Source organism: Geodermatophilus sp. CPCC 205761, from assembly GCF_051383655.1.
GTDB lineage: Bacteria > Actinomycetota > Actinomycetes > Mycobacteriales > Geodermatophilaceae > Geodermatophilus.
The window spans coordinates 1-23352 of the sequence record NZ_JALPKQ010000054.1 but is presented as its reverse complement, the minus strand read 5'-3'; the positions used below and the strand labels follow the sequence as shown (position 1 = coordinate 23352).

Sequence of the window (23352 nt, the reverse complement as noted above, 5' to 3'; positions counted from 1 at the left end):
CCTTTGCACTAGTCGGCGCCGACCTCCTCCAGGGTGTGGCCGCGGTGCTCGGGCAGTGCCCACGAGGCCAGGGCGGTCAGCACGAAGAAGGCGGCGAACGTGCCGAACACCAGCGGGTTTCCGCCGGCGTCCAGCAGCGGCGGCACGCACAGCGGTGCGGCGATCGAGGCGATCCGGCCGAAGCCGGCGGCCGCGCCGGAGCCGGTGCCCCGCAGCGCGGTCGGGTAGACCTCCGGGGTGACCGCGTAGACCGCGCCCCAGGCGCCGAGGTTGAAGAACGACAGCACCATGCCGGTGACCAGCACCGCGGTGTCGCCGTCGGCCAGCGCGAACATCCCGGCGCCGGCGGCGGAGCCGAGGAGGAAGACCACGAGCGTCGGCCGCCGCCCCCAGCGCTCGATGAGCACCGCGGCCGCCGCGTAGCCGGGCAACTGCGCGAGCGTGATGAGAAGCGTGAAGCCGAACGAGCGCACCAGCGAGAACCCGGACGCCACCAGCAGCGTGGGCAGCCAGATGAAGGCGCCGTAGTAGGAGAAGTTGATGCCGAACCAGACGGTCCACAGGGCCGCCGTCCGGCGCCGGGTGCCCGGCGCCCACAGCGCTCCCGGTCCCGGCGGCCGGGTGGGCTCCGGCGTCGCGGACGGCACCGGCTCCACGCCGGCGGCGGACTCGAAGCGCCGCACCGCCGCCTCGGCCTCCTCCACGCGGCCGCGCATCTCCAGGAAGCGCACCGACTCGGGCAGCCCGCGCCGCACCACGACGGCGTACAGGGCCGGCACGGCGCCCAGCGCCAGGGCCCACCGCCAGCCGGCGTCGCTGCGGGGGACCACGAAGTAGCCGATGAGGGCGGCGAGCAGCCAGCCGACCGCCCAGAACGCCTCCAGCAGGACGACGACCCGGCCGCGGACCCGGGCCGGGGCGTACTCGCTGACCAGGGTGGAGGCCACCGGCAACTCCGCGCCGAGGCCCAGGCCGATGAGGAAGCGGAAGACCAGCAGCGCCCCGACCGACCAGGACAGCGCGGCCGCGCCGGTGGCCACCCCGAACACCAGCAGGGTCAGGGCGAAGACCTGGCGGCGGCCGATCCGGTCGGCGAGCAGGCCGCCCAGCGTGGCGCCCAGCGCCATCCCGACGAAGCCGATGGAGCCGATCCAGGACAGCTCGGTCGGGGTGAGCGACCACTGGACGGCGAGCGCGGCCATCACGAACGAGATGAGGCCGACGTCCATCGCGTCCAGGGCCCAGCCCAGGCCCGAGCCGACGACCAGCCGGCCGTGCTGGCGGGTGAACGGCAGCCGGTCCAGGCGCTGCGCGCGGGTCGGCCAGGTGGTGGTGGCGTCGGTGGTCATCGCGGCGCTGCTACCCGGGGCGGCGCGCGGCCACGCGGGGGTCAGCCGCCGTCGTCCTCGCCGTCGGTGGCGTCCTCGAGCTCCTGCTCGGCGTCGTCGACGCCCTGTTCCACCTCCTGCTCGACGCCGTCGTCGACGACGTCGTCACCGCACGCGGCGACGGTGAACCCGGAGGCGGCGAGGGCGAGGCCCACGGCTGCGGTGCGCCAGCGCCGGCGAGTGGACGTGGACATGGTGCCTCCCTGCGTCGTCGGACTCCGACGACAGGTGGGTGCCCCGGAGAGCGCCTGCTCATGCGGGCTCAGACGACGTGCCCGTACCCGGTGACGGTGAGGAACCGGATCGGCAGCTCGACCAGCTCGGCCGGCCCGTGCGGCCCCTCCCCGTCGAACACCAGGGAGTCGCCGGCGTGCATCTCGTACCGCGCCTCACCGTGCCCGTAGACCATCACGCCCTCGAGCACGTACAGGAACTCGGTGCCGGGGTGCTGGAACAGCGGAAAGACCTCGCTGGCCTCGGTGAGCGTGACCAGCAGCGGCTCGAGCCGCTTGTGCTCGCCGCGCAGCGAGCCGAGCAGCTGGTAGAGGTGGCCGACGTTGCTGCCGCGCCGCACGATCTGCGCGCCGTGCCCGGCGGGGGTGAACACCGCCTCGCGCTCGGCGTCCAGGCCGCGGAACAGCGCGGTCACCGGGACGGCGAGCCCCTCGGCCAGCCGGGCCAGGCTGGAGAGGCTGCAGGAGGTCTGTGCGTTCTCGATCTTCGACAGCATCGCCTTGCTCATGCCGGTCAGCCGCGCGAGCTCGGCCAGGGAGATGCCCTTGGCCAGCCGGAACTCGCGCACGCGGAGGGCGATGACGCCCTCCAGGTGTCCGCCCGGCGCCTCGTCGTGCACGCCGTCAGGGGTGACCTCCACGGCCGGAGCATAGGTCCGGTGAGCCGCTCGGAACCCTGGGTTGATGAGAACGTCACGCGCAGTTGACCCATCCGCCGTACACCCTCCGTAGCTTGGGTTTCCCGAGAGTGGACGATCTGCGGAGGCGACATGACCACCAGTGCACCGGCCATCGGCCACGCCAGCGGCGGCTCGACCGGGCTGCCCAGCATGGAGGTGCCGGGCGTCCGGGCCTTCATCGGCGACACGCTGGCCAACCCCGGCGGCGCCGAGTTGTGCGGCGGCTTCTTCGAGCTGTTCGCCGGCGCGCCGCTGGACTACGAGTACACCTACGACGAGATGAAGCTCGTGGTCGAGGGCGAGTTCCACCTCACCGACCTCGACACCGGGCAGCGCGTGGTGGCCCGCGAGAAGGACGTGCTGTTCTTCCCGAAGGGCACGCGGATCCGCTTCGAGACCCCCGACCGGGCGCTGGGCTTCTACACCGGCCAGCGCTCGTTCGCGCCCTGACCGGCATGGGGGGAGCGCACACCAGCGTCCCGCGCTGGCCGGCCGGCGACCCGGGCGTGGACCCCGCCGCGCGGTCGGTGGCGATGCTCGGGTTCGGTCCGGCCGGCGTCGCCGCCGTCCGCCGGTGGCTGCCGCAGGTGCCGCCGGGCACGCCGGTCACCGCCACCACGACGGGGGCCGCGGACGCCGCCGTCCTCGACGAGCTGGCCCGGCGGGTCGCCGCGAGCAGCGTCGGCTGGCGGCTCATGCTGGCCGGCCCGGAGGCCGACGTCCTCGCCGCCCGCGCGGTCGCCGTGGACGGGGGCCTGCTCGACGCCGAGGTCCGCACGGCCGTCACCGACACCGGCCGCAAGCGGGTCTTCTGCCCGCACTGCCGGACCACGACCGAGGCCGAGGTCGACGTGGGCGCCGAGACCGGCTGTTCCGGCTGCGGGCGGCGGCTGGTCGTCCACTGGCACGTCTCCCGCCGGTCGGGCAGCTACCTGGGCTACATGGCCGACGCGGAGGAGGTGGCGTGACGGCGGTGCTCGACTCCCGTCCCTCCGCCGGGGTCGCCGCCGACGGGCTGCTGCTCGAGGTGGCCGGGGTCGCCGACGCCGCACCCGGGGTGCGGTCGGTCGCGCTGCGCCGTCCCGACGGCGGGCTGCTGCCGGGCCACCCACCGGGCAGCCACCTGGTGCTCGCGTGCGGCGAGCGGCGCAACGCCTACTCGCTCACCGGCGACGGCGCGCCCACCGACGAGTACCGGATCTCGGTGCTGCTGTGCCCCGACGGCGCCGGCGGTTCGGCGTTCGTCCACCGACTGCGGCCCGGCGATCCCGTGCTGACCTCCCGGCCGCGGAGTGCCTTCGCCCCCGTGTCGACCGCCCGCCACCACCTGCTGGTGGCCGGCGGCATCGGGATCACGCCGATGCTGTCGCACGCCCGGGCCGCGGTCCGGTGGGGCCGCTCGTTCCGGCTGCTCTACGGCCACCGGCCGGGCGCCGGCGCCCACCTGGCCGAGCTCCGCGAGCTGTGCGGGGAGCGGCTCGAGGCGCACGACTCCACGCCGGCGATGCTCGACGCCCTCACGTCGGCCCTGGCGTCCCAGCCGGTCGGCACGCACGTCTACGTGTGCGGGCCGCCGCCGCTGATCGCCGCCGTCGAGGAGACCGCGGCGGCGCTGGGCTGGCCGGAGCAGCGGGTGCACGCCGAGCGGTTCGCCGCGGCCGACCTGGACCCGGGTGCGCCGTTCACCGCCCGCCTGGCCCGCAGCGGGATGTCGGTGCCCGTGCCCGCGGGTGTCTCGCTGCTCTCGGCCCTGGAGGGCGCGGGGGTCGCCGTCCCGTCGATGTGCCGGCAGGGCGTCTGCGGGGAGTGCCGGCTGCCCGTGCGGTCCGGCCGCCCGCTGCACCGCGACCTCTACCTGTCCGAGACCGAGCGCGCGGCCGGCGACGCGGTCATGGCCTGCGTCTCCCGCTGCGCCGACGACGACCTGGAGCTGGACCTGTGATGCCCGCCGTGCTGCCCGAGCGGACCGCCCGCTTCCCGTTCCCGTTCCCGGACGACACCTACCGCTACTCCACCAACGTCGAGCCGGCCCGCCGTCCGGTGGTCACCGCCGCCGGGACGTGGGGCGACCGGCTGCTCCACGTCGACGACGGCTACGCGGCCGAGCTGGCGCTGCGCCGCACGGTGCTGGCCGCCGACCCCATGCGCTGCCAGCAGCTGCCGCACATGCGCGTCGCGGCCTGGGACGCGCTGCTCACCCTGCTGCCGGACCTCGCCGCGACGTACCCCGACGCGATGGCGCTGCGCCGGCACGGGGACCGCTGGTCCTGGCGCAACGACCTGATCGGCACGTCGGCGTCCTTCGTCGTGGGGGACGACGACTCGCTTCCCGGCGGGCCGCTGGCGTTCCTCGGCAGCCAGGTGCAGGAGGACGTCGTCCTGCTCGACCAGCGCGAGGGCTCGCTGTGGGCCGACGCCGGTCTGGTCACCTCCGCCGCCGACTGGTCGATGGGTTTCGACGTCGGGATGCGCTTCCTCGAGGTGCACGGTCCGGTGCCGCGGGTGCACGAGGCCGGGGTGGTGCAGCGCGCCGAGCAGTTCCTCATGCGGCTGCAGCCGGGGCAGGAGTACCGGCGGACCAACTGGACGATGACCGTGGACCGGCGGCTGGACACCTCGACCGAGACCTATCCGGAGTGGGGCCGCGACCGCCGGCTGGTCGTGGCGGACCCGGCGCTGCCCGACCGGCTGCACCTGCGGGTGGAGGTGCAGCACCTGGTCCGGCTGGGCGCCTCGAACGCGATCTGCTTCCTCATCCGCACGTACCTGCTCTCGCTGCGCGACCTGGCCGCGGTGCCGGAGTGGCGGAGCCGGTTCGCCGCGGTGCTCGCCGAGCTGCCCGACGACATGGCCGACTACAAGGGCCTGACCCGCTTCCGCGCTGCCGCCGTCGACTGGCTCCGCACCGGCTGACCCCCGAGGGGCAGAGATGGCCATTTCTGCCCCTCGGGGACGGGGGACGTCCGCCTCGGCAACCCGTCGGCGCCGGCCGGTTGGCCCACGTCCGCATCAGGCCGACGACGCGGACGGCGTGGCGGCGGCCCTGCCCGCGCGCCGCCCCGGTGATGAGCGCGACCTGGCCGTCGAACCGTCCCACGGTGCCTCCCCGGTGGTGTCCTGCAGTCAGGACTCCCGCGGCCGCCCCGGGTCATCGGCGATCGGCGCGTACACCGCCCGGGCCCGGTCCACGACGGCGAGCAGGTCGGCGAGCTGCTGCTCGCTGCGGTCCGGCGCGAACCGCCCGTGCGACGTGGCGAGCCCGGCCAGGGCGTCGAGCGCGGCCAGGCACCAGCGCGCCGACGCCGCCCGCGCCGTCCGGTGGCCGGCGACGTCGACGTACACCGGTGAGGTGGTGGCGAACACCGGCGCCCCGGCGGGGTCCTCGCCGCCGTACGCCGCCGCGGTCAGCCACAGGCCGCCGGCCACCGCCACCTCGGTGACCAGCTCCGCCCCGCCGGTCGAGGCCGCCACGCCGTCGGGCCCGTGCAGCTCGAGCCGGTCGGCCTCGCCGGTGACGGTGGCCCGCACGCGGAGCCGGTCGCCGTCGGTGCGGTCGAGCACCGCACCCGGGCCCGCGCCGTCGACCTCCAGCGTCAGCCACGGCCCGTTCGTGACGACGGTCCGCCCGGCGCGCACCGCTGCGGCGAAGGCCTGCGCCGACAGCTGCTCGTCCCCGAGGCCGGCGTAGACCCGGACCCAGCCCGGCGGGTTGGAGGCGGTGCCCGGCCCGTGCGAGAAGGAGAGGAAGACGTCGCTGCCGGCCGTGGCGGTGAGCCGGAGCCCGCAGTTGAGCAGGTGGTGCCAGAGGACGACCGCACCGCGGTCGTCGAAGCAGGAGACGACCTCGAGGGTGTCCACCAGCCCGAGGGCGGCGTCGGCGACGAGCTCGCGGGCCTCCACCGTGCGCTGCGGGACGAACAGCGCGGCGACGTCCTCGAGGGGGGAGTAGACCGGATGGGCGTAGGTGGTCAGTGCCCCGAGGTCGCGCATCTGCTCGCACGCCGCGCTGTTGGGCGGCCAGTCCCACGGGGCGTCGGTCCCCTCGTGCCCGGTGTGCAGCAGCGCCGGGACGCCGGTCAGCCCGAGCCCGTGGACGTGGCCGAGCAGGTCGTTGCGGAACTCCAGCCCGGCCAGTGCCGTCGTCCCTCCGGACCACAGCTCCTGCCCGGCGGTCTCGGCCAGCAGCTCCCGGTCGTAGACGAGCGGGCCGCCGAGGTTCCCGGCGGTGAGGTGCAGCAGGTGCAGACCCTCACCGGCCTGCATGCGCGCGGCGTCGGCCGGGGTGAGCACGGAGTCGCCGCTGTAGTCGAGGTGGACGTGCAGGTCGCCGCCGTACCAGCCGCCCGCCGCCGGGTCGCAGCGCCGGGGTGCGTCCCACCCGACCTCGGCGGTCTCCCCGGCGCCGACGTCGAGGTCGTGTTCCGTGCGTCCGTACTCCAGCCCACGGGCGGCGGTCACCTGCAGCCGGCCCGCCGGCACGGCCAGCTCGACGGTGGCGGCGTGGAAGAACGGCCGGTGCGCGGCGTCCCACTTGTGCGGGACGCCGTCGGCGAACCACGCGCCGCCGGTCTCGTCGACGACCGACCAGCGGACGCAGTGCGGAGCGGTCAGCCGGAGGGTGGCGGCCGCCCGCGCCTCGACCGGGAGGACCTCGGCCGGCCCGTCGCCGCACCGGACGGTCACCGCGGGTGCGGCCGGGTCGACGTCCAGCGTCCGCAGGCCGGTGCCGCCGGCCGGCACCGGGACCGGGTGGCCCGCCACCTCGACGGTGACCTCGACGGGAGCCGCCGAGTCGACGACGACGTCCACCGGGACGGTGCGCCCGGCCAGCCCCGGTCGGGGAGGACCGGACCGGACGCCCGCCGTCCCGTCGGCGGCCACGGTCACCAGGACCAACCCGGCCGGGACCTCGTCGCCGACGGCCGCCCGCACCGCCGCGCCCCAGTCGCCGGTGGCGGCGAAGTCGTCGAAGGCAGGGCCGAGCAGGGAGAAGCGGGCCCAGCGGAAGAAGTCCGGCAGCGAGTCCTCGCCCCAACCCCATCCCTGCTCCTCCTGGAGCCGGCGGTACCGGGCGGTCATCTCCACCACGGCCGGAGGGAGGTCGAGCACCCGGTCACCGCCGCAGCACATGGGGCCCACCGTGGCACCGCGCCCGCGCGACCACCAGCGACCGGGGAGTCGGTGGGACGGCGGGCAACAGGAACTCTCCGCTGCGGTAACCGGGAGGAAACGAGCACTGGGTTCACTCAGAGGCGACAACAGTTCACGTCAGTGGACGCAACGCCAGGAGGCCCCCGTGTCGCTCACCGCCACCCGCCCCGAGGCCCCGCCGGCGCCCCTGCCCGCCGCTCCGGCCGGTCCCGACCTCGCCACCCGCGCCCGCGCCGACGGCATCGAGTTCATCATGGCGCTGTTCGTCGACCTGACCGGCAAGCCGTGCGCCAAGCTGGTGCCGATCGAGGCGATCGAGGAGCTGCAGACCGAGGGGGTCGGGTTCGCCGGCTACGCGGTCGGTGCGATGGGCCAGGAGCCGCGGGATCCCGACCTCATGGCCATCCCCGACCCGGCGTCCTACATGCCGGTGCCGTTCGTCCGCCCGGGCCTGGCGATCGTGCACTGCGACCCGCACGTGCTCGGCGAACCGTGGCCCTACGCGCCGCGGGTGATCCTCAAGGAGCAGCTCGCCCGCGCCGCCGCGCTCGGCCTGGAGCTCAAGGTCGGCGCCGAGGTCGAGTACTTCCTGGTGGAGCGGGGCGCGGACGGCGCGCTGCGCCCGGCCGACCCGAAGGACACCGCCGCCCGCCCCTGCTACGACGCCCGCGGGCTGACCCGCATGTACGACCACCTCACCGAGGTGTCGAAGGCGATCAACTCCCTGGGCTGGGGCAACTACGCCAACGACCACGAGGACGGCAACGGCCAGTTCGAGCAGAACTTCGCCTACGCCGACGCGCTGACCACCGCCGACCGGGTGGTCACCCTCCGGTACCTGCTGTCGGTCATCGCCGAGCAGCGGGGGATGACCGCCACCTTCATGGGCAAGCCGTTCACCGACCGCACCGGCAGCGGGCTGCACATGCACCTGTCGCTGTGGCGGGACGGCGAACCGGCCTTCCCGGACGCCGGCGACGCGCGGGGCCTCGGCCTCTCCTCGCTGGCCTACTCCTTCGTCGCCGGGCTGATCGAGCACGCCTGCGGGCTGCAGGCCGTGCTCGCCCCGACGGTCAACGCCTACAAGCGCACCGGCGCCAGCTCCACGCGGTCCGGCGCCACCTGGTCGCCGCGCACGGCGTCCTACGGCGGCAACGACCGCACCCACCTGCTCCGCGTTCCCGACGGCAACCGGGTCGAGCTGCGCGGCGGTGACGGCTCGGCCAACCCCTACCTGGCCGCTGCGGCCGCGCTCGCCGCCGGGCTGGACGGCGTCCGGCGCGGTCTCGACCCGGGCGACCCGGGCGCCACCACCAGCAGCCCGCTGCCGCCGACCCTGCTGCACGCGGTCGAGGCGCTGGAGGCCGACCCGGTCGTCGCCGGCGCGCTCGACGCCGCCGGCCCGGGCGTGGCCGGCTACTTCGCCGGGCTCAAGCGCGAGGAGTTCTTCGAGTGGCACGGGCAGGTGACCCCCTGGGAGGTCGACCGCTACGTGACCGCCTTCTGACCCGACCGACCGACGAGAGGAACCCCTGACGTGTGCGGGATCGTCGGGCTCCACCTGCGGGAGCCCTCCCTGTACCCCCGGCTCGGCGAGCTGCTGACCGGGATGCTGTGCCAGGTCACCGAGCGCGGCCCGGACTCCGCGGGGGTCGCCGTCTACGGCGACCCGCGCTGGTCGCCGCCGGGCTCGTCCACCGTCTCGCTGCTCACCGGCGACCGGACGGCGGACGACGTCGGCGCCGCGGTGCGCCGCGCCCTCGCCGACGCCGAGGTCGTCGACGCCGGCCAGACGCTGGTCGTGCACGCCGCGACCGACCCCGGCACGCTGGCCGCCGCCGTCCGGGACGCCGTCCCCGGTGCGCTGGTGATCGGCGCCGGCGAGGAGGTCGCCGTCCTCAAGGGGGTGGGCCACCCGCAGGCGCTGGCCGGCGCGTTCGGCCTGCCCGCCGCGCGGGGCTGGCAGGGGGTCGCGCACACGCGGATGGCCACCGAGTCCGCCGTGACCCCGGCGCACTGCCACCCGTTCTCCGTCGGCACCGACCAGTGCCTGGTGCACAACGGCTCGTTCGCCAACCACGCCACCATCCGCCGGGAGCTGACGGCGGCCGGTGCGGTCTTCGACAGCGACAACGACTCCGAGGTCGGCGCCCGCTTCGTGGCCGCGCAACTGGCCGCCGGCTACGACCTGGAGAAGTCGCTGAAGCTGCTCTGCGAGCGCTTCGACGGCTTCTACACCTTGCTGGTCAGCACCCGCGACAGCTTCGCCGTCGTCCGCGACGCCATCGCCTGCAAGCCCGCCGTCGTCGCCGAGACGCCGCAGTGGGTCGCCATGGCGTCGGAGTACCGCGCCCTCGCCGGCCTGCCCGGCATCGAGCACGCCCGCATCTTCGAGCCCGAGCCGGAAGAGGTCTACGCATGGCAGCGCTGATCGAGACGCGGGTGGCCACCGAGCCGGCCCTCGTCGACCTGTCGGTGTCCAGCGTCCGGGAGCTGAACCAGGCCCTGCACGCGCCCGACGTCGCCGACAAGGCGCCCGCCTGGCGGGTCACCCACCCCGACGGCCGGCACAACGTCGCCGTCGGGCTCACCGCGGAGATCGACGTCCGCATCGAGGGCCACGTCGGCTACTACTGCGCCGGGATGAACCAGGCCGCGACGGTGACCGTCGAGGGCAACGCCGGGGTCGGCGTCGCGGAGAACATGATGAGCGGCACCGTGCGGGTGCGCGGCAACGCGTCGGCGTCGGCCGGCGCGACGGCGCACGGCGGGCTGCTGGTGGTCGAGGGCTCGGCCGCCGCCCGCTGCGGCATCTCGATGAAGGGCGTGGACGTCGTCGTCGGCGGCGACGTCGGGCACATGAGCGCCTTCATGGGTCAGGCCGGCCGGCTGGTCGTGTGCGGCGACGCCGGCGACGCGCTGGGCGACTCCCTCTACGAGGCCCGGATCTACGTCGCCGGGTCGGTCCGGTCGCTGGGCGCCGACTGCGTCGAGAAGGAGGTGCGCGCGCAGCACCTGGCCGAGCTCACCGGGCTGCTCGCCGCCGCCGGCCTGGACGCCGACCCGCGGGACTTCCGCCGGTACGGGTCGGCCCGCCGTCTCTACAACTTCCACGTCGACAACGCCTCGGCGTACTGAGGGGTCACCCATGCGTGAATCAGCCACCTTCGACCGCTCCACCATCGCCGAGATCCAGCGCGCCGCCGAGACCGGCATCTACGACATCCGCGGCGGCGGCGCCAAGCGGCGCGTCCCGCACTTCGACGACCTGCTCTTCCTCGGCGCGAGCATGTCCCGGTACCCGCTGGAGGGATACCGGGAGCGGTGCGACACCGACGTCGTCCTCGGGGACCGCAACGCCACCTACCCGCTGCACCTGTCCACGCCGGTGACCATCGCCGGGATGAGCTTCGGCGCGCTCTCCGGCCGGGCCAAGGAGGCGCTCGGCCGCGGCGCCAGCGAGGTCGACACGTCGACCACCACCGGCGACGGCGGGATGACCGAGGAGGAGCGCGGCCAGTCCAAGCACCTCGTCTACCAGTACCTGCCCTCCCGGTACGGCATGAACCCCGACCACCTCCGGATGGCCGACGCCATCGAGGTGGTGCTCGGCCAGGGCGCCAAGCCCGGCGGCGGCGGCATGCTGCTCGGCCAGAAGATCACCGAGCGGGTCGCCGGGATGCGCACCCTGCCGGTCGGCGTCGACCAGCGCAGCGCCTGCCGGCACCCCGACTGGACCGGCCCCGACGACCTGGAGATCAAGATCCGGGAGCTGCGGGAGATCACCGACTGGGAGAAGCCGGTCTACGTGAAGATCGGCGCCAGCCGCCCTTACTACGACGTGAAGCTCGCGGCCAAGGCCGGCGCCGACGTCATCGTGCTCGACGGCATGCAGGGCGGCACCGCCGCGACCCAGGACGTGTTCATCGAGCACGTCGGCATCCCGACGCTGGCGGCGCTGCCCCAGGCGGTGCAGGCGCTGCAGGAGGAGGGGCTGCACCGGCAGATCCAGCTCGTCGTCTCCGGTGGCGTCCGCAACGGCGCCGACCTCGCCAAGTGCATGGCCCTGGGCGCCGACGCCGTCGCGATCGGCACCGCCGCGCTGATCGCGCTCGGCGACAACGCCCCGCACCTGGACGAGGAGTACCGGGCGCTCGGCTCCGCGGCCGGCTTCTACGACGACTGGCAGGCCGGCCGCGACCCGGCCGGCATCACCACCCAGGACGACGACCTGGCCGCGCGGCTGGACCCGGTCGTCGGCGGACGGCGGGTCGCCAACCTGATCCGGGTGATGACCATGGAGGCGCAGATCATCGCCCGCGCCTGCGGCAAGGCCCACCTGCACTCGCTGGAGCCCGAGGACCTGGTGGCGCTGACCATCGAGGCGGCCGCGATGGCGCGGGTGCCGCTGGCCGGGACGTCCTGGATCCCGGGCCGATGAGTGACCTGCGGGTGGAGGTCGCCGTCGTCGGCGCGGGGCTCATGGGGGCCGCGACGGCGTGGGAGCTCTCCCGGCGGGGGGTGTCCGTGGCGCTGGTGGAGGCGTTCGACCCGGGACACCGGCACGGCAGCTCGCACGGCACGTCGCGGATCGTGCGGCGGGCCTACGCCGACCCGTTCTACGTCCGGCTGACCGCACGGGCGATGGAGCGCTGGGCCGAGGCGGAGTCCGACACCGGGACGACGCTGCTGCGCAGCACCGGCGGGCTCGACCACGGCCGGGCGCGCGACCCGGTCGGCCTGGCCGGCCTGATGCTGCAGGAGGGTGTGCCGCACGAGCTGCTCTCCGCGGCCGAGGCCCAGGCGCGCTGGCCGGGGATGCGGTTCGACGGGCCGGTGCTCTTCCACCCGCAGGCCGGGGTGCTCGACGCCGACGCCGCGGTGGCCGCCTGGGTGCGCCGGGTGGGGGAGCTCGGCGGCGTGGTGCTCCGCCGGACCCGGGTCCTCGGCATCGAGCCCGCGGGGGACGGCGTCCTGCTGCGCACCGACGGTCCGGCGATCGCCGCCGACCGGGTGGTCGTGGCCGCCGGGCCGTGGCTGCCGGAGCTGGCACCGGCCCTCGGCGTGCCGGTGGGGCTGCCGCCGCTCACGGTCACCCAGCAGCAGGTCTTCCACTTCCGGCTCCGGGACCCCGGCGCGGCCTGGCCGACGTTCGTGCACAAGGGGCAGCTGCAGCTGTTCGGCCTGCCCTCGGGTGCCGACGGGGGCTCCCGCCCGGCCTTCAAGGTCGCCCAGCACGACGGCGGCACCCCGACCACGGCGTCCGGCCGGGACGGCGTGGTCGACCCGGCGTCGCGGGAGCGGGTCGCCGGGTACGTGGCGGAGTTCCTCCCCGGCCTGGACCCCGAGCCGGTGGCCGAGGCGAGCTGCCTCTACACCACCACCCCGACCGAGGACTTCGTGCTCGACCGGGTCGGTCCCGTCGTCGTCGTCTCGCCGTGCTCGGGCCACGGCGCCAAGTTCGCCGCCCTCGTCGGCGTACTCGCCGCCGACCTCGTGCTGGGCCGGGGGAGCGCGGAGCCCCGGTTCGCCCTGGCGGCGGCCGCGGTGTGGTGACCGGAGGGGATTCGCGGGCGTCACGCCCGCGATCCCACTCCATGGCGGGTCAGCCGTGCTCGCGGACGTGCTGGACGACGAGGGCCGCGGTCCGCCCGGGCGCGAGCTCCGGGATCCAGTGCGGCACGCCCTCGAGCACCTCCAGCCGGTAGGGGGCGTCGACGAAGCGGCGGGTGTGCTCGGTGGCGGCGCGCCCGAGGAAGGCGTCGCCGGTGCTCCACAGGTGCAGTGTCGGCACCCGCACCGTGCCCACCGGGTCGCGCGGGTAGAGCGGCAGCGCCCGGTACCAGGCCAGCGCCGCCGCGAGCGCGCCCGGCTCCCGCATCCGGCGCACGTAGTGCTCGCACACGTCCCGCGGCAGGTCGCTGCGGAGGAACATCCGGCGCAGCGGCTCCCCGCGGCCGGCCAGCAGCAGCAGTTCCGGCAGGAACGGCAGCTGGAACAGGCCCATGTAGTACGACCGCAGCGCCTGGTCGCTGGTGACGATCGCGCGCGTCATCGCCCCGGGGTGCGGCACCGACAGCGCGGTCAGCGTGCGCACCCGCTCCGGGTGCCAGGCGGCCAGGGCCCACGCGATGACGCCGCCCCAGTCGTGCCCGACGACGTGCGCGCTGCCCAGCCCGGCCTCGTCGAGCAGGGCCAGCACGTCGGCGGTGAGCTCGCGCAGCCGGTAGGCCGAGCGGCCGGACGGACGCGCGCTGGGGCAGTACCCCCGCTGGTCGGGGGCGAGCGTGCGCAGCCCCGCGGCGTGCAGGTCGGCGGCGACGGCGGTCCAGGCGGTGGCGTCCTGGGGGAAACCGTGCAGCAGCACCACCGGCTCGCCGTCGGTCGGTCCGCCGTCCCGGACGTCGAAGACCATGCCGTCCCGCCGGAAGCAGTCCACCCCGGCACCCTGCCCCCGGCGCGGCGCCGTCCGCCAGTCGGTCGCGCGCCGCCCGGGCGGGCGACACCGGGCGGCGGGGACTGGCGCAACAGCGGGGGACGGCGACAGGGTGGGTGTGATGACCACCACAACCGACCCCCGGGCCGTCGCGGACACCGTCACCGACCCCGAGCTGCCGATGCTCACGCTCTCCGACCTCGGGGTGCTGCGCGACGTGCGGGTGGAGCGCGACGGGACCGTGGTCGTCGAGATCACGCCGACCTATCCCGGCTGCCCGGCGATGGGGACGATGCACGCGGACCTCGACCGCGCGCTGCGCGAAGCGGGGTTCGCCGACGTCGAGGTCCGCACCGTGCCGGTGCCCGCGTGGAGCACCGACTGGATCACCGCGGAGGGGCGCCGCAAGCTCGTGGAGGCCGGCATCGCCCCGCCGGGCCCCGCCCCGGTGCGCGACGGCGGCCCCGTGTCCCTGCAGCCCGGCCCGACCCGGCGGAGCGTGTCCTGCCCGCTGTGCGGGTCGGCCGACACCGAGGAGCTCAGCGAGGTCAGCGCCACCGCGTGCAAGGCGCTGCGCCGCTGCCGGTCCTGCCGCGAGCCGTTCGAGCACGTCAAGGAGATCTAGCCGATCAGGCCGCCGGCTCCGGGGCCCGCGCCACCGGGTCGGGTCCGGCAGCGGAGGAGCGGATCCGGGACCATGGAGGGCGTGACGGCCACCGCGGAGGAACTGATCGTCCTGGTCGACGACGACGGGACGGCGATCGGCACCATGCCCAAGCCGCTGGTCCACCACGGCGAGACGCCGCTGCACCGCGCCTTCTCCGCCTACCTCTTCGACGCCGCCGGCCGACTGCTGGTGACCCGTCGCGCGGAGGGCAAGCAGACCTTCCCCGGCATGTGGACCAACACCGTCTGCGGACACCCCGGGCCCGGTGAGGACGACGCCGCCGCCATCGCCCGGCGCGCCGCCTTCGAGCTCGGCCTGCGGGTCGCGGAGCTGCGCGCGGCGCTGCCGGCCTACCGCTACCGGGCGGAGTTCCGCGGTGTCGTGGAGAACGAGGTCTGCCCGGTCTACCTGGGCCGCTTCACCGGCACCCCCGCGCCGGACCCGAGCGAGGTCGGCGACTGGGAGCTGCTGGACTGGGCGGCGTTCCGGCGCCGGCAGGAGATCGAGGGCGACGACGCCTGGTCACCGTGGTGCCGGGAGCAGGCGGGCCTGATCGAGGCGGCGGGTCTGCTCCCCCTCTGAAGGGCCGACATGGCCATCCCGGCCCCTGGTGGGGACGGCGGGTAGCGACTGCGGCACGGGGCGTGTCAGCCGCTCGGGACGCCGGTGTCGCTACCGGGGCGCGTGCGACACGCGCCCTAACTTCCGCCGCATGGAGCGCCGCCGGTTCTTGCTCTTCCTCGCCGCGGGTGTCGCCGGGGCGGCCGTCGGCCGCGGGACCGCCGACCTCGTGCACCCCGAGCGCGCGCTCGCCGCGCCCGTCCCCGCCGCGGCCGCGGAGCCGGCGCTGCCGCCCCGGCCGGCCCCGCGGGAACCGCCGCGCGGCGTCGTGGACCGGCTGCCCGGCGAGGGGAGCTCGCTGGCGCTCACCATCGACGACGGCACCAGCTCCGACGTGGTCGCCTCCTTCTGCACGTTCGCGGCCGACAGCGGCGTCCGGCTGACCTTCTTCCCCAACGGGATGTACCGCGCCTGGGAGGAGAACGGCGAGCTGCTGCAGCCGCTGATCGACTCGGGCCAGGTGGCCATGGGCAACCACACCTGGTCCCACCCCGACATCACCACGCTGGGCGACGACGAGGTCGCCGAGGAGATCGGCCGCAACCGCGACTGGCTGGCCAGCACCTTCGGCGTCCGCGACACCCCGTTCTTCCGCCCGCCGTTCGGTGCGCACGACGACCGGACCGACCGGATCTCCGCCGCGGCCGGGCACCCGACGATCGCCCTCTGGAACGGGACCCTGGGGGACCACCGGCCGATCACGCCGGCGGAGCTCATGGCCGCCGCGCGCGAGTGGTTCGCCAGCCAGGCGATCATCGTCGGCCACGCCAACCAGCTGACCGTCGCCTCCGTCTACGACGAGCTGCTGGACCTCATCGCCGAGCGCGAGCTGCAGACGGTGACCCTCGCCGACGTGTGGGCCGCGCCGAGCCTGGCCCACGTCGTCTCGACCTCCGGCTCGGCGCCCATCTCCTGACCGTCTGCTCGACCTGCGGGGGGCCCCGTTGTGGACGAGGCTGGCCAGCGACGCACGGGCGCACAGACGGAGGAGCGGATGGTCGGCAGCGGGACGTTGGCGGGGCGCGTCGCCCTGGTCACCGGCGGGGCGAGCGGCCTGGGCCGGGCCACGTGCCTGGCGCTGGCGGAGGCCGGCGCGCACGTGGCGATCGCCGACATCGACGCGGCGGGCAGCGAGCAGACCGGCAAGCTCGTGGCCGAGGCGGGCGGCACGGCCGACGTCGTCCCGCTCGACGTCACCGACGACGCCAGCCGGCGGCAGGTCGTGCAGCGGCTGTTCGACGAGCACGGCGACGCCTTCGACCTGCTGGTGAACGTGGCCGGCATCGACCGGCCCGGCTACGTCACCGACATCGATCTGGCCGACTACCAGCGGGTGATGGCGGTCAATTGCGAGGGGCCGGTCTTCCTGACCAGCGAGTTCATGAAGCGGGTCCAGCACCTGCCCGAGGGGCGCACCGCCGACGTCGTGCACATCGTGTCGCTGTCGGCGATCACCTCCGGCAGCGGTGCCATCGCCTACAACGGCTCCAAGGCCGGCTTCCTCAACGCGACCCGGTGCATCCAGAGGGAGCTGCGCGAGAAGGCCGTCCGGCAGCCGGACGGCTCGGAGCGGCCGTTCCCGTGCCGGGTGCAGAGCGTCATCCCGGCCGCGATGGACACCCCGATGATGGAGCAGTGGGGCATCCCGTCCCACCTGATGATGCCGCCGTCGGCCGTGGCCGAGATGGTCCGGTACCTCGTCACGCTGCACCCGGCGGCCTTCGTGCCGGAGATGCAGATCGTCCCGCGACTCGAACCCAACTTCCCCCGCTGACCTGCGGTGCCCGCAAGGAGGAGGCGCGGCATGAGCTCCACCGACCCCGACGACCCCACCCCCGACAGCGCGATGGCCTCGGGCACCGACGCCGGTGAGCCGGGCGGCCACCTCGGCCCGGGCGACCTCGCCCCGGACGAGGAGCGGCTGCTCGCCGCCCTCGAGCGCGATGCCCTCGGCGGGTCGCTCTCCCCGGAGGAGACGGCCGCCGAGGTGCGGGCGGCGGAGGACGAGGCGCCGCTGCCGGCCGAGGGCGGCGACCAGGGCGACGGGTTGTCCGCCCGGTTCACCGCCCCGCCGGAGCCCGACTGACTCCGAGCCGGACGGCGACCAGGGCCACGTCGTCCTCCGCGTCGTCGGTGAGCAGCCGGGCGAGCACCTCGTCGCAGACCTCGCCGACCGGCCGGTCGGCGAGGCTCGCCAGCTCGGCGGCCAGCCGGTCGACGCCGTCGTCGAACCCCTGGTCGCGGCGCTCGACCAGGCCGTCGGTGTAGAGCAGCACGGTCGAGCCCGGCTCGAGCAGCGCCTCGCACTCGGGCCGCACCGCGGCCGGGTCGACGCCCAGCAGCAGGCCGGCGCGGGGCGCGGTGAGCGCGCGCGCCACGCCGTCCCGGCCGACCACGAGCGGCGGCAGGTGCCCGGCGCTGGCCCACCGCAGCCGGGTGCCGCCGGACGCCGGTTCCGGCACCAGCCGGCCGACGAGGACGGTGGCCAGCGCGTCGAGCCCCAGGCCCGCGATGGCCGCGTCCAGCCGGGTGAGGACGGCGGCCGGCCCGTCGGCGCTGTCGTAGGCGATGCCGCGCAGCACCCCGCGCAGCTGCGCCATGTCGGCGGCGGCCTCGGTGTCGTGCCCGACGACGTCGCCGATGACGAGCACGGTGGAGCCGTCGGGCTGCTCGAACACGTCGTACCAGTCGCCGCCGACCTGGGCCTCGCGCGCGGCGGGTACGTAGCGCACCGCGACCTCGAGGTCGGCGCGCTGCGGCGGCTCGGTGAGCAGGCTGCGCTGCAGGGTCTCCGCGGCGCGGACCTGGCTGCGCGAGCGCGCGTAGAGCGCCTCCAGCAGGTGGGTGCGCAGCTCGAGGACCTCGGTCACCTCCTGCGCCGACCACGGCTCGGAGCGGTCGCGGACGGTCTCCCGCCAGCGGTCGAAGCTCTTGCGCGGGCTGAGCCGCACCTCGTCGCCCTCGCGCTCGGCGATCGCCTTGTTGTGCGGGTCGCCACCCCAGTCGACGGTGCGCACCGCCTCGGCGCGGTGCCAGAGCACGAACTGCCCGTCGGGGAGCGGGACGACCAGCACGCCGCAGGCGGGGTCGGCGTCCAGGCCGGGCGCCGACCGCGGCAGGGAGTCGGTGGCCACGACGTCCTCGTCCTGGGCCGCCGCCCACGCGGCGACCGCCTCGGCGGCCCCCTCCGGCAGCGGCGCGCCGCGGCTGCCGGAGTGCCGCTGCAGGGAGAGCACGACGCCGTCGGCCGGCAGCAGGTCCAGGAGGTCAGGGGAGCCGAGCAGGGTGTCGACCAGCGGGCGGTCCTCGTCGAGGGTGGCGGCGGTCAGCCAGGCGAGGGTGGAGCGCACCCGCAGCGCGCGGTGCACCTCGTCCTCCTCGGCGCGGTCGACCAGGCGCAGCGACAGCGTGGAGCCGAGGAACTCCGCGGCCGCCCGGGTGGCGTAGGGCGGGGCGTGTGGCCCGGTGTAGTGGTGGCAGGCGATGAGGCCCCACAGCCGGTCGTCGCGCAGCAGGGAGATCGACATGGAGGCGCGCACCCCCATGTTCTGCAGGTACTCGACGTGGATCGGCGAGACGCTGCGCAGCGTCGAGTAGGTGAGGTCCAGCGGGTGACCGGAGGCCGGCCACGCCGCGGGCCACAGCCGGGCCGGCACGTAGTCGACGTCGGAGATCAGCCGGATCCAGTTCTTCTCGTACAGCGCCCGCGCCTGGGCCGGGATGTCCGAGGCGGGGTAGTGCAGGCCGAGGAACGCGTTGAGCCCCGGTGCCTTCGCCTCGGCGACCACCTCGCCGTTGTGGTCGGCGTCGTAGCGGTAGACCATCACGCGGTCGAACCCGGTGAGCTGGCGGACCGCGTGGGCGGTGATGTCGTAGAGCTCCTGCAGCGTCGAGGCGCGGTTGAGCTCGCCGACCGTCCCGCGCACCGCCTGGTAGGTGTTCGGGAAGGAGAACGGCCGCGGCCCGAACGCCGGCTCCAGTTCGACGACGAGGGTGGACGCCGGCGGCATGCCCTCTCCGGCGCTGCCGGTGACCGCCCGGTGCAGCAGCGCGTCGACCGGGCGCGGTCCGCCGTCGACGTCGAGGGTGAGCTCGACCGGGTTGCGCTCGCGGAGGTCGCCGAAGGCGCTGGCCGACCGCGCCACGGCCTCGGCCTGCGCGACCCCGAGCACCTCGGTCAGCGGCCGCCCGAGGGCGTCGGACGCGGCCACGCCGACCAGGTCGGCGAGGTTCTCCGACACCTGCTGGACCACGAGGTCGGGCTCGCTCACCGCGAGGAGCACGCCGCGGGGCTGGATGCTGCCCGGGACGTGGATCGGCTCGTGCTCGCAGTTCGTGAGGTCGATCGGCGTGCCGGGCGGCAGCAGCTGCAGTCCCGGGGCGGCGTCGCTCACGCGTCGACCGCCACCGGCGCGCACCAGGCGGCGAGCGCGGCGAAGGTGTCCCGCGCGGCGCCGACCAGCCGGTCGGCGTCCCCGCCGGCGGCGACCCGCCGGCGGACGGCGCGCCGGTAGGCGTGCCACATGGCGCCGGTCTCGGTGCCGTACGGGGAGAACGCGCCCACCCGGACGTCGGGGCCGAGCGTGGGCAGGTCCGCCAGGTGCCGGGAGATGAACGTGCCGCCCAGCGTGGAGCCCTCCAGTACGTAGAGGCGGCCCAGCGCCTGGTCGGTGTCCTCGACGGCCGGCAGCCGCGGTCCGGCCGCGGGCCCGTCCCCGGCGTCCAGCGCCGCGAGGTCGCGGGCGAAGAGGTGGGCGCGGCGGCGGCGGGACCACGTCACGCTCGCGGCGTCGGCCGGCTCGCGGCGGGCCCAGTCGTCGAGGCCGGCCTCGGCCGACCGCCAGAACGCGTGCAGCCGGCCGAGCACGCAGACCAGGCGGTCGCGGCTCAGCTCCGGGTCCATCAGCCCGAGCGTGGACTCCACCTGCTCGTGCTCGCCGGCCGTCGCCGAGCGGAGCACCGTGAGGACGTCGGCGCGCCCCGCATCTCGAGGCAACGCCTCTCCTCCCACAGCCATCAGCTACCCGAGGGTAGGGGACGCATGCGTGACCTGCCCGGATGGCCCGGTGCGCCCTGCAACCGATCAGCGTCAGGACCGGACGGTGGCCAGCCGGGCGGCGCGCACCGACGCGTGCACCAGGAGGCGGACGTCGCCGTCGGCGAGGTCGAGCCCGGTGAGCTCCTCGATCCGGGCCAGCCGGTAGTAGAGCGTCTGCCGGTGGATCCGCAGCGCGTCGGCGGCCCGGGCCGCCGACGCCCCGGTGTCCAGCCACACCTCGGCGGTCTCGGCGAGCACCGCGTCGGCCAGCAGCGCCGTGACGGCCGGGTCGGGGCCGGGCAGCGCGGCGGCCAGCCGCCAGCCGCCCAGCTCGTCCCAGTGCGCCACCGGCGAGAACCGGGGGACGGCCGCGGCCACCTCGGCCGCGGTGCGGGCCTGAGCCCACTGCCCGGCCAGCCCCGCGGTGCCCCGGCCGACGGCGGAGAAGCCGGCGGTGCTGCCCGGCGGCAGGGTGGCCAGCGCGGCCGCGGTGAGCGCACCGGCCGGCCGGAGGTCGCCGGGTCCGGGCAGCGGCACGAGGACGGCGGCGGCCGGGGCGGGCTCGGCCAGCACCGCGGCGACCGCGCCGGCGGTCGGGGGACGCCAGGCCGGGGCCAGCGAGCCGCCGCCTGGCCGGAACGCGACGAGCACGAGGGCGGCGTCGGCGCCCCACACCCCGGCGAGCGTGCGCTCGGCCTGGGCGCGGGCCGCCGCGGAGCCGGTCAGGGCCGTGGTCAGCGGCCGGCCCAGGTCCCCGGCCGACCACTCCCGCTCGGCGAGCAGCCGGCCGGCCTCGGCAGCCAGCTCGACGGCGGAGTCCAGGGCGGGGTCGCCGGGTGCGGTCCGCCCGCCGTCGAGCAGCCACAGGTACCCGTGCGTGCGCCCGCCGTGCCGCACGGGGAGCAGCAGCCGGGTGAGGATCCCGGCGGCCGGATCCTCCGGCGTGCGCAGCGGCTGCTCGGCGTCGGCGATGCCGAAGTCCTCGAACCAGCGCCGGGTGGCCGGGTCGGACCGGCGGGTGAGGATCGAGCGGGTCCGGACGGCGTCCATGACCGGCGCGTCCTCGCCGTCGACCGGGTGGGCGCAGAACGCCAGCAGGGTGAAGTCGACGTCCTCGAGGGTGGCGGGCGCGCCGAGCACGCCGGAGACCCGGTCCACCAGGTCCTGCAGCTCGTCCCGCACGCCCACCTCCAGGCTGTACAACTGTATGAGAGAGACCGTACGTCCGTCGCTGGTGGCGGAGTCCGCGGCTGCCTAGCGTCGGTGTCGTCGCAGTCCCCGGCGCCGGAGGTGGCCCCGTGCTCTCGCAGAAGGCCTTGTTGCTCGGCGCCTCGCGGCGGCCGGAGCTGCGCCGGCTGGTCACCGGCAACCCCGCCACCCGCCGCGTCGTCGACCGGTTCGTCGCCGGGGAGGCCCTCGACGACGTGCTGACCGTCGTCCGCCGGCTCACCGGCGAGGGCATCGCGGTGACCCTCGACCACCTCGGCGAGGGCATCACCGACCGCGCCGAGGCGGTGCGTTCCCGCGACGCCTACCTGGCGCTGCTCGACGGCCTGGCGCCGCTCGGCCTGGGGCGTGCGGCCGAGGTCTCGGTGAAGCTGTCGGCGTTCGGCCAGGCGCTGCCCGGCGGGGGCACCGACCTGGCGCTGGAGATGGTCCGCCCGGTGGCCGAGGCCGCCAGCGCGATCGGCACCACGGTGACCCTCGACATGGAGGAGTCGTACACCGTCGACTCCACCCTCGCCGTCCTCGCCGAGCTGCGCCGGGACCACCCCGGCACCGGCGCGGTCCTGCAGTCCGCGCTGCACCGCACGCTCGACGACGCCGCGGCGCTGGCCGTGCCCGGCTCGCGGGTGCGCCTGGTCAAGGGCGCCTACGACGAGCCGCCGGCGGTCGCCTTCCAGGGCCGCGCCGACGTCGACGCCGCCTACGCCCGCTGCCTCGGCGTCCTGATGCGGGGCCCCGGCTACCCCATGGTCGGCAGCCACGACCCGCGGCTGATCGCCATCGCCCAGCGGCTGGCCACCGTGGCCGGCCGGGCACCGGACTCCTGGGAGGTGCAGATGCTCTACGGCATCCGCACCACCGAGCAGCGCCGGCTGGCCGCGGCCGGGTGCACCGTGCGGGCCTACGTGCCCTACGGCGACGACTGGTACGGCTACTTCATGCGCCGCCTGGCCGAGCGGCCCGCCAACCTGCGCTTCTTCCTGCGTTCCCTCGTCACCACCTCCTGAGAGGGGTCCTGTCATGGACGCCGTCACCCGTGTTCCCGCGCCGCTCAACGAGCCGGTGCTGACCTACGCGCCCGGTTCGCCGGAGCGCGCCGCGCTGCAGGCCCGGCTGGCCGAGCTGGCCGCCGACCCGGTGGAGCTGACGATGACCCTCGGCGAGAGCCGGCGGATGGCCGGCGGGGAGCGGTTCGACGTGGTGCAGCCCCACCGGCACGCCGCGGTGCTGGGCACCGCCGCGCACGCCACGCACGCCGACGCCGAGCAGGCGCTGCGGTGCGCGAAGGAGGCCGCGGCGGGCTGGCGGGAGCTGTCCTTCGACGACCGCGCGGCGGTGTTCCTGCGCGCCGCGGACCTGCTGGCCGGGCCGTGGCGGCAGACGCTGAACGCCGCCACCATGCTCGGGCAGAGCAAGACCGCAGTCCAGGCCGAGATCGACAGCGCCTGCGAGCTGATCGACTTCTGGCGGTTCAACGTGCACTTCGCCCGGCAGATCCTGGCCGAGCAGCCGGCCTCCTCGCCCGGGGTGTGGAACCGGACCGACCACCGGCCGCTGGAGGGCGTGGTGTACGCGATCACCCCGTTCAACTTCACCGCGATCGCCGGCAACCTGCCCACCGCGCCGGCGCTGATGGGCAACACCGTGGTCTGGAAGCCCGCCCCCACCCAGCAGTTCGCCGCGCACTTCCTGATGCGGCTGCTGGAGGCCGCCGGCCTGCCGCCGGGAGTGATCACCATGGTCACCGGCACCGGAGTGGAGGTGTCCGACGTGCTGCTGGCCGACCCGGACCTGGCCGGCATCCACTTCACCGGATCCACCGCGGTGTTCCAGCAGCTGTGGCGCACCGTGGGGGCCAACATCGACCGCTACCGGGGCTATCCGCGGATCGTCGGGGAGACCGGCGGCAAG

General features: G+C 75.5%; 24 protein-coding genes. 16 read left to right on the top strand and 8 right to left on the bottom strand.

Annotated elements, in window-relative coordinates:
* Nucleotides 1-8: 8 nt before the first annotated feature.
* From MY526_RS23325 to MY526_RS23315, 3 genes are all read right to left on the bottom strand, one after another.
* Nucleotides 9-1349, bottom strand: coding sequence for an MFS transporter (locus MY526_RS23325; RefSeq protein WP_436693952.1), 1341 nt, complete (start codon nt 1347-1349; stop codon nt 9-11).
* Between the two features lie 41 nt (nt 1350-1390).
* Nucleotides 1391-1582 carry a hypothetical protein gene (locus tag MY526_RS23320; RefSeq protein WP_436693953.1) on the bottom strand — a complete coding sequence of 64 codons (192 nt, stop codon included), beginning with the start codon at nt 1580-1582 and terminating at the stop codon, nt 1391-1393.
* A 68-nt stretch (nt 1583-1650) separates the two neighbouring features.
* Nucleotides 1651-2262: a helix-turn-helix domain-containing protein gene (locus tag MY526_RS23315; protein ID WP_436693954.1), complete on the bottom strand. Its 612-nt coding sequence runs from the start codon at nt 2260-2262 to the stop codon at nt 1651-1653.
* Between the two features lie 129 nt (nt 2263-2391).
* Here MY526_RS23315 and MY526_RS23310 point away from each other — a divergent pair, with 129 nt between their 5' ends.
* The 4 genes from MY526_RS23310 to MY526_RS23295 are packed head-to-tail and all read left to right on the top strand — an operon-like array spanning nt 2392 to nt 5214.
* On the top strand, nt 2392-2751 hold the full coding sequence (locus MY526_RS23310) for a cupin domain-containing protein (protein ID WP_436693955.1): 360 nt from the start codon (nt 2392-2394) through the stop codon (nt 2749-2751).
* A 5-nt stretch (nt 2752-2756) separates the two neighbouring features.
* Complete coding sequence (locus tag MY526_RS23305) at nt 2757-3269, top strand: dimethylamine monooxygenase subunit DmmA family protein (RefSeq protein ID WP_436693956.1); 513 nt, start codon at nt 2757-2759, stop codon at nt 3267-3269.
* Nucleotides 3266-4243, top strand: a complete 978-nt coding sequence (locus MY526_RS23300) for a PDR/VanB family oxidoreductase (RefSeq protein ID WP_436693957.1) — start codon at nt 3266-3268, stop codon at nt 4241-4243. Before MY526_RS23305 ends, MY526_RS23300 begins: the two co-directional genes overlap by 4 nt.
* Nucleotides 4243-5214: a heme-dependent oxidative N-demethylase family protein gene (locus MY526_RS23295; protein ID WP_436693958.1), complete on the top strand. Its 972-nt coding sequence runs from the start codon at nt 4243-4245 to the stop codon at nt 5212-5214. The genes MY526_RS23300 and MY526_RS23295 overlap by 1 nt, the downstream gene beginning before the upstream one ends.
* 210 nt (nt 5215-5424) lie before the next feature.
* On the opposite strand, the gene MY526_RS23290 is transcribed toward MY526_RS23295, so the two are convergent.
* On the bottom strand, nt 5425-7431 hold the full coding sequence (locus MY526_RS23290) for a CehA/McbA family metallohydrolase (protein WP_436693959.1): 2007 nt from the start codon (nt 7429-7431) through the stop codon (nt 5425-5427).
* A 166-nt stretch (nt 7432-7597) separates the two neighbouring features.
* Here MY526_RS23290 and glnT point away from each other — a divergent pair, with 166 nt between their 5' ends.
* The 5 genes from glnT to MY526_RS23265 are packed head-to-tail and all read left to right on the top strand — an operon-like array spanning nt 7598 to nt 13008.
* Nucleotides 7598-8959, top strand: coding sequence for a type III glutamate--ammonia ligase (glnT, locus tag MY526_RS23285; RefSeq protein ID WP_436693960.1), 1362 nt, complete (start codon nt 7598-7600; stop codon nt 8957-8959).
* A gap of 30 nt (nt 8960-8989) precedes the next feature.
* Nucleotides 8990-9883: a hypothetical protein gene (locus tag MY526_RS23280; RefSeq protein ID WP_436693961.1), complete on the top strand. Its 894-nt coding sequence runs from the start codon at nt 8990-8992 to the stop codon at nt 9881-9883.
* On the top strand, nt 9871-10590 hold the full coding sequence (locus MY526_RS23275; protein WP_436705178.1) for a hypothetical protein: 720 nt from the start codon (nt 9871-9873) through the stop codon (nt 10588-10590). Before MY526_RS23280 ends, MY526_RS23275 begins: the two co-directional genes overlap by 13 nt.
* A gap of 10 nt (nt 10591-10600) precedes the next feature.
* Nucleotides 10601-11893 (top strand): FMN-binding glutamate synthase family protein, encoded by a 1293-nt coding sequence (locus MY526_RS23270; protein WP_436705177.1) that lies wholly within the window; start codon nt 10601-10603, stop codon nt 11891-11893.
* Complete coding sequence (locus MY526_RS23265; protein WP_436705176.1) at nt 11890-13008, top strand: FAD-dependent oxidoreductase; 1119 nt, start codon at nt 11890-11892, stop codon at nt 13006-13008. Before MY526_RS23270 ends, MY526_RS23265 begins: the two co-directional genes overlap by 4 nt.
* A 49-nt stretch (nt 13009-13057) precedes the next feature.
* On the opposite strand, the gene MY526_RS23260 is transcribed toward MY526_RS23265, so the two are convergent.
* Nucleotides 13058-13891 (bottom strand): alpha/beta fold hydrolase, encoded by an 834-nt coding sequence (locus MY526_RS23260; protein ID WP_436693965.1) that lies wholly within the window; start codon nt 13889-13891, stop codon nt 13058-13060.
* A gap of 118 nt (nt 13892-14009) precedes the next feature.
* On the opposite strand from MY526_RS23260, the gene paaD reads away from it, so the two are divergent.
* The 5 genes from paaD (at nt 14010) to MY526_RS23235 (ending at nt 17262) form a co-directional block, all read left to right on the top strand.
* Nucleotides 14010-14513 carry a 1,2-phenylacetyl-CoA epoxidase subunit PaaD gene (paaD, locus tag MY526_RS23255; protein ID WP_436705175.1) on the top strand — a complete coding sequence of 168 codons (504 nt, stop codon included), beginning with the start codon at nt 14010-14012 and terminating at the stop codon, nt 14511-14513.
* 81 nt (nt 14514-14594) lie between these two features.
* Nucleotides 14595-15137, top strand: a complete 543-nt coding sequence (gene idi, locus MY526_RS23250; RefSeq protein ID WP_436693967.1) for an isopentenyl-diphosphate Delta-isomerase — start codon at nt 14595-14597, stop codon at nt 15135-15137.
* Nucleotides 15138-15267: 130 nt separating this feature from the next.
* Entirely contained in the window at nt 15268-16092 is an 825-nt protein-coding gene (locus MY526_RS23245; protein ID WP_436705174.1) for a polysaccharide deacetylase family protein, read from the top strand.
* Nucleotides 16093-16170: 78 nt separating this feature from the next.
* Nucleotides 16171-16950 carry an SDR family NAD(P)-dependent oxidoreductase gene (locus MY526_RS23240; RefSeq protein ID WP_436695883.1) on the top strand — a complete coding sequence of 260 codons (780 nt, stop codon included), beginning with the start codon at nt 16171-16173 and terminating at the stop codon, nt 16948-16950.
* Between the two features lie 30 nt (nt 16951-16980).
* A complete protein-coding gene (locus MY526_RS23235; RefSeq protein ID WP_436695884.1) occupies nt 16981-17262 on the top strand; it encodes a hypothetical protein in 282 nt (93 codons plus the stop codon).
* Here the strand turns inward: MY526_RS23235 and MY526_RS23230 are convergent.
* The 3 genes from MY526_RS23230 to MY526_RS23220 form a co-directional block, all read right to left on the bottom strand.
* Entirely contained in the window at nt 17237-19570 is a 2334-nt protein-coding gene (locus MY526_RS23230; protein WP_436705173.1) for a SpoIIE family protein phosphatase, read from the bottom strand. The two genes, MY526_RS23235 and MY526_RS23230, sit on opposite strands and share 26 nt — an antisense overlap.
* Nucleotides 19567-20172 carry a biliverdin-producing heme oxygenase gene (locus tag MY526_RS23225; RefSeq protein WP_436705172.1) on the bottom strand — a complete coding sequence of 202 codons (606 nt, stop codon included), beginning with the start codon at nt 20170-20172 and terminating at the stop codon, nt 19567-19569. The genes MY526_RS23230 and MY526_RS23225 overlap by 4 nt, the downstream gene beginning before the upstream one ends.
* Before the next feature lie 93 nt (nt 20173-20265).
* Nucleotides 20266-21417 (bottom strand): PucR family transcriptional regulator, encoded by a 1152-nt coding sequence (locus MY526_RS23220; RefSeq protein ID WP_436705171.1) that lies wholly within the window; start codon nt 21415-21417, stop codon nt 20266-20268.
* Between the two features lie 95 nt (nt 21418-21512).
* On the opposite strand from MY526_RS23220, the gene MY526_RS23215 reads away from it, so the two are divergent.
* Together MY526_RS23215 and MY526_RS23210 are read left to right on the top strand one after the other, a co-directional pair.
* Nucleotides 21513-22448 (top strand): proline dehydrogenase family protein, encoded by a 936-nt coding sequence (locus MY526_RS23215; RefSeq protein WP_436695888.1) that lies wholly within the window; start codon nt 21513-21515, stop codon nt 22446-22448.
* A gap of 13 nt (nt 22449-22461) precedes the next feature.
* Nucleotides 22462-23352 (top strand): aldehyde dehydrogenase family protein (locus MY526_RS23210; protein WP_436705170.1); only part of this gene is annotated, 891 nt, incomplete at its 3' end.

Coding starts and splice junctions, on each gene's coding strand:
- MY526_RS23310 (WP_436693955.1), top strand. CDS start 2,392: ATGACCACCAGTGCACCGGCCATCGGCCACGCCAGCGGCGGCTCGACC.
- MY526_RS23245 (WP_436705174.1), top strand. CDS start 15,268: ATGGAGCGCCGCCGGTTCTTGCTCTTCCTCGCCGCGGGTGTCGCCGGG.
- MY526_RS23235 (WP_436695884.1), top strand. CDS start 16,981: ATGAGCTCCACCGACCCCGACGACCCCACCCCCGACAGCGCGATGGCC.
- MY526_RS23265 (WP_436705176.1), top strand. CDS start 11,890: ATGAGTGACCTGCGGGTGGAGGTCGCCGTCGTCGGCGCGGGGCTCATG.
- MY526_RS23275 (WP_436705178.1), top strand. CDS start 9,871: ATGGCAGCGCTGATCGAGACGCGGGTGGCCACCGAGCCGGCCCTCGTC.
- MY526_RS23240 (WP_436695883.1), top strand. CDS start 16,171: ATGGTCGGCAGCGGGACGTTGGCGGGGCGCGTCGCCCTGGTCACCGGC.
- MY526_RS23290 (WP_436693959.1), bottom strand. CDS start 7,431: ATGTGCTGCGGCGGTGACCGGGTGCTCGACCTCCCTCCGGCCGTGGTG.
- MY526_RS23320 (WP_436693953.1), bottom strand. CDS start 1,582: ATGTCCACGTCCACTCGCCGGCGCTGGCGCACCGCAGCCGTGGGCCTC.
- MY526_RS23295 (WP_436693958.1), top strand. CDS start 4,243: ATGCCCGCCGTGCTGCCCGAGCGGACCGCCCGCTTCCCGTTCCCGTTC.
- MY526_RS23325 (WP_436693952.1), bottom strand. CDS start 1,349: ATGACCACCGACGCCACCACCACCTGGCCGACCCGCGCGCAGCGCCTG.
- MY526_RS23270 (WP_436705177.1), top strand. CDS start 10,601: ATGCGTGAATCAGCCACCTTCGACCGCTCCACCATCGCCGAGATCCAG.
- MY526_RS23305 (WP_436693956.1), top strand. CDS start 2,757: ATGGGGGGAGCGCACACCAGCGTCCCGCGCTGGCCGGCCGGCGACCCG.
- paaD (WP_436705175.1), top strand. CDS start 14,010: ATGACCACCACAACCGACCCCCGGGCCGTCGCGGACACCGTCACCGAC.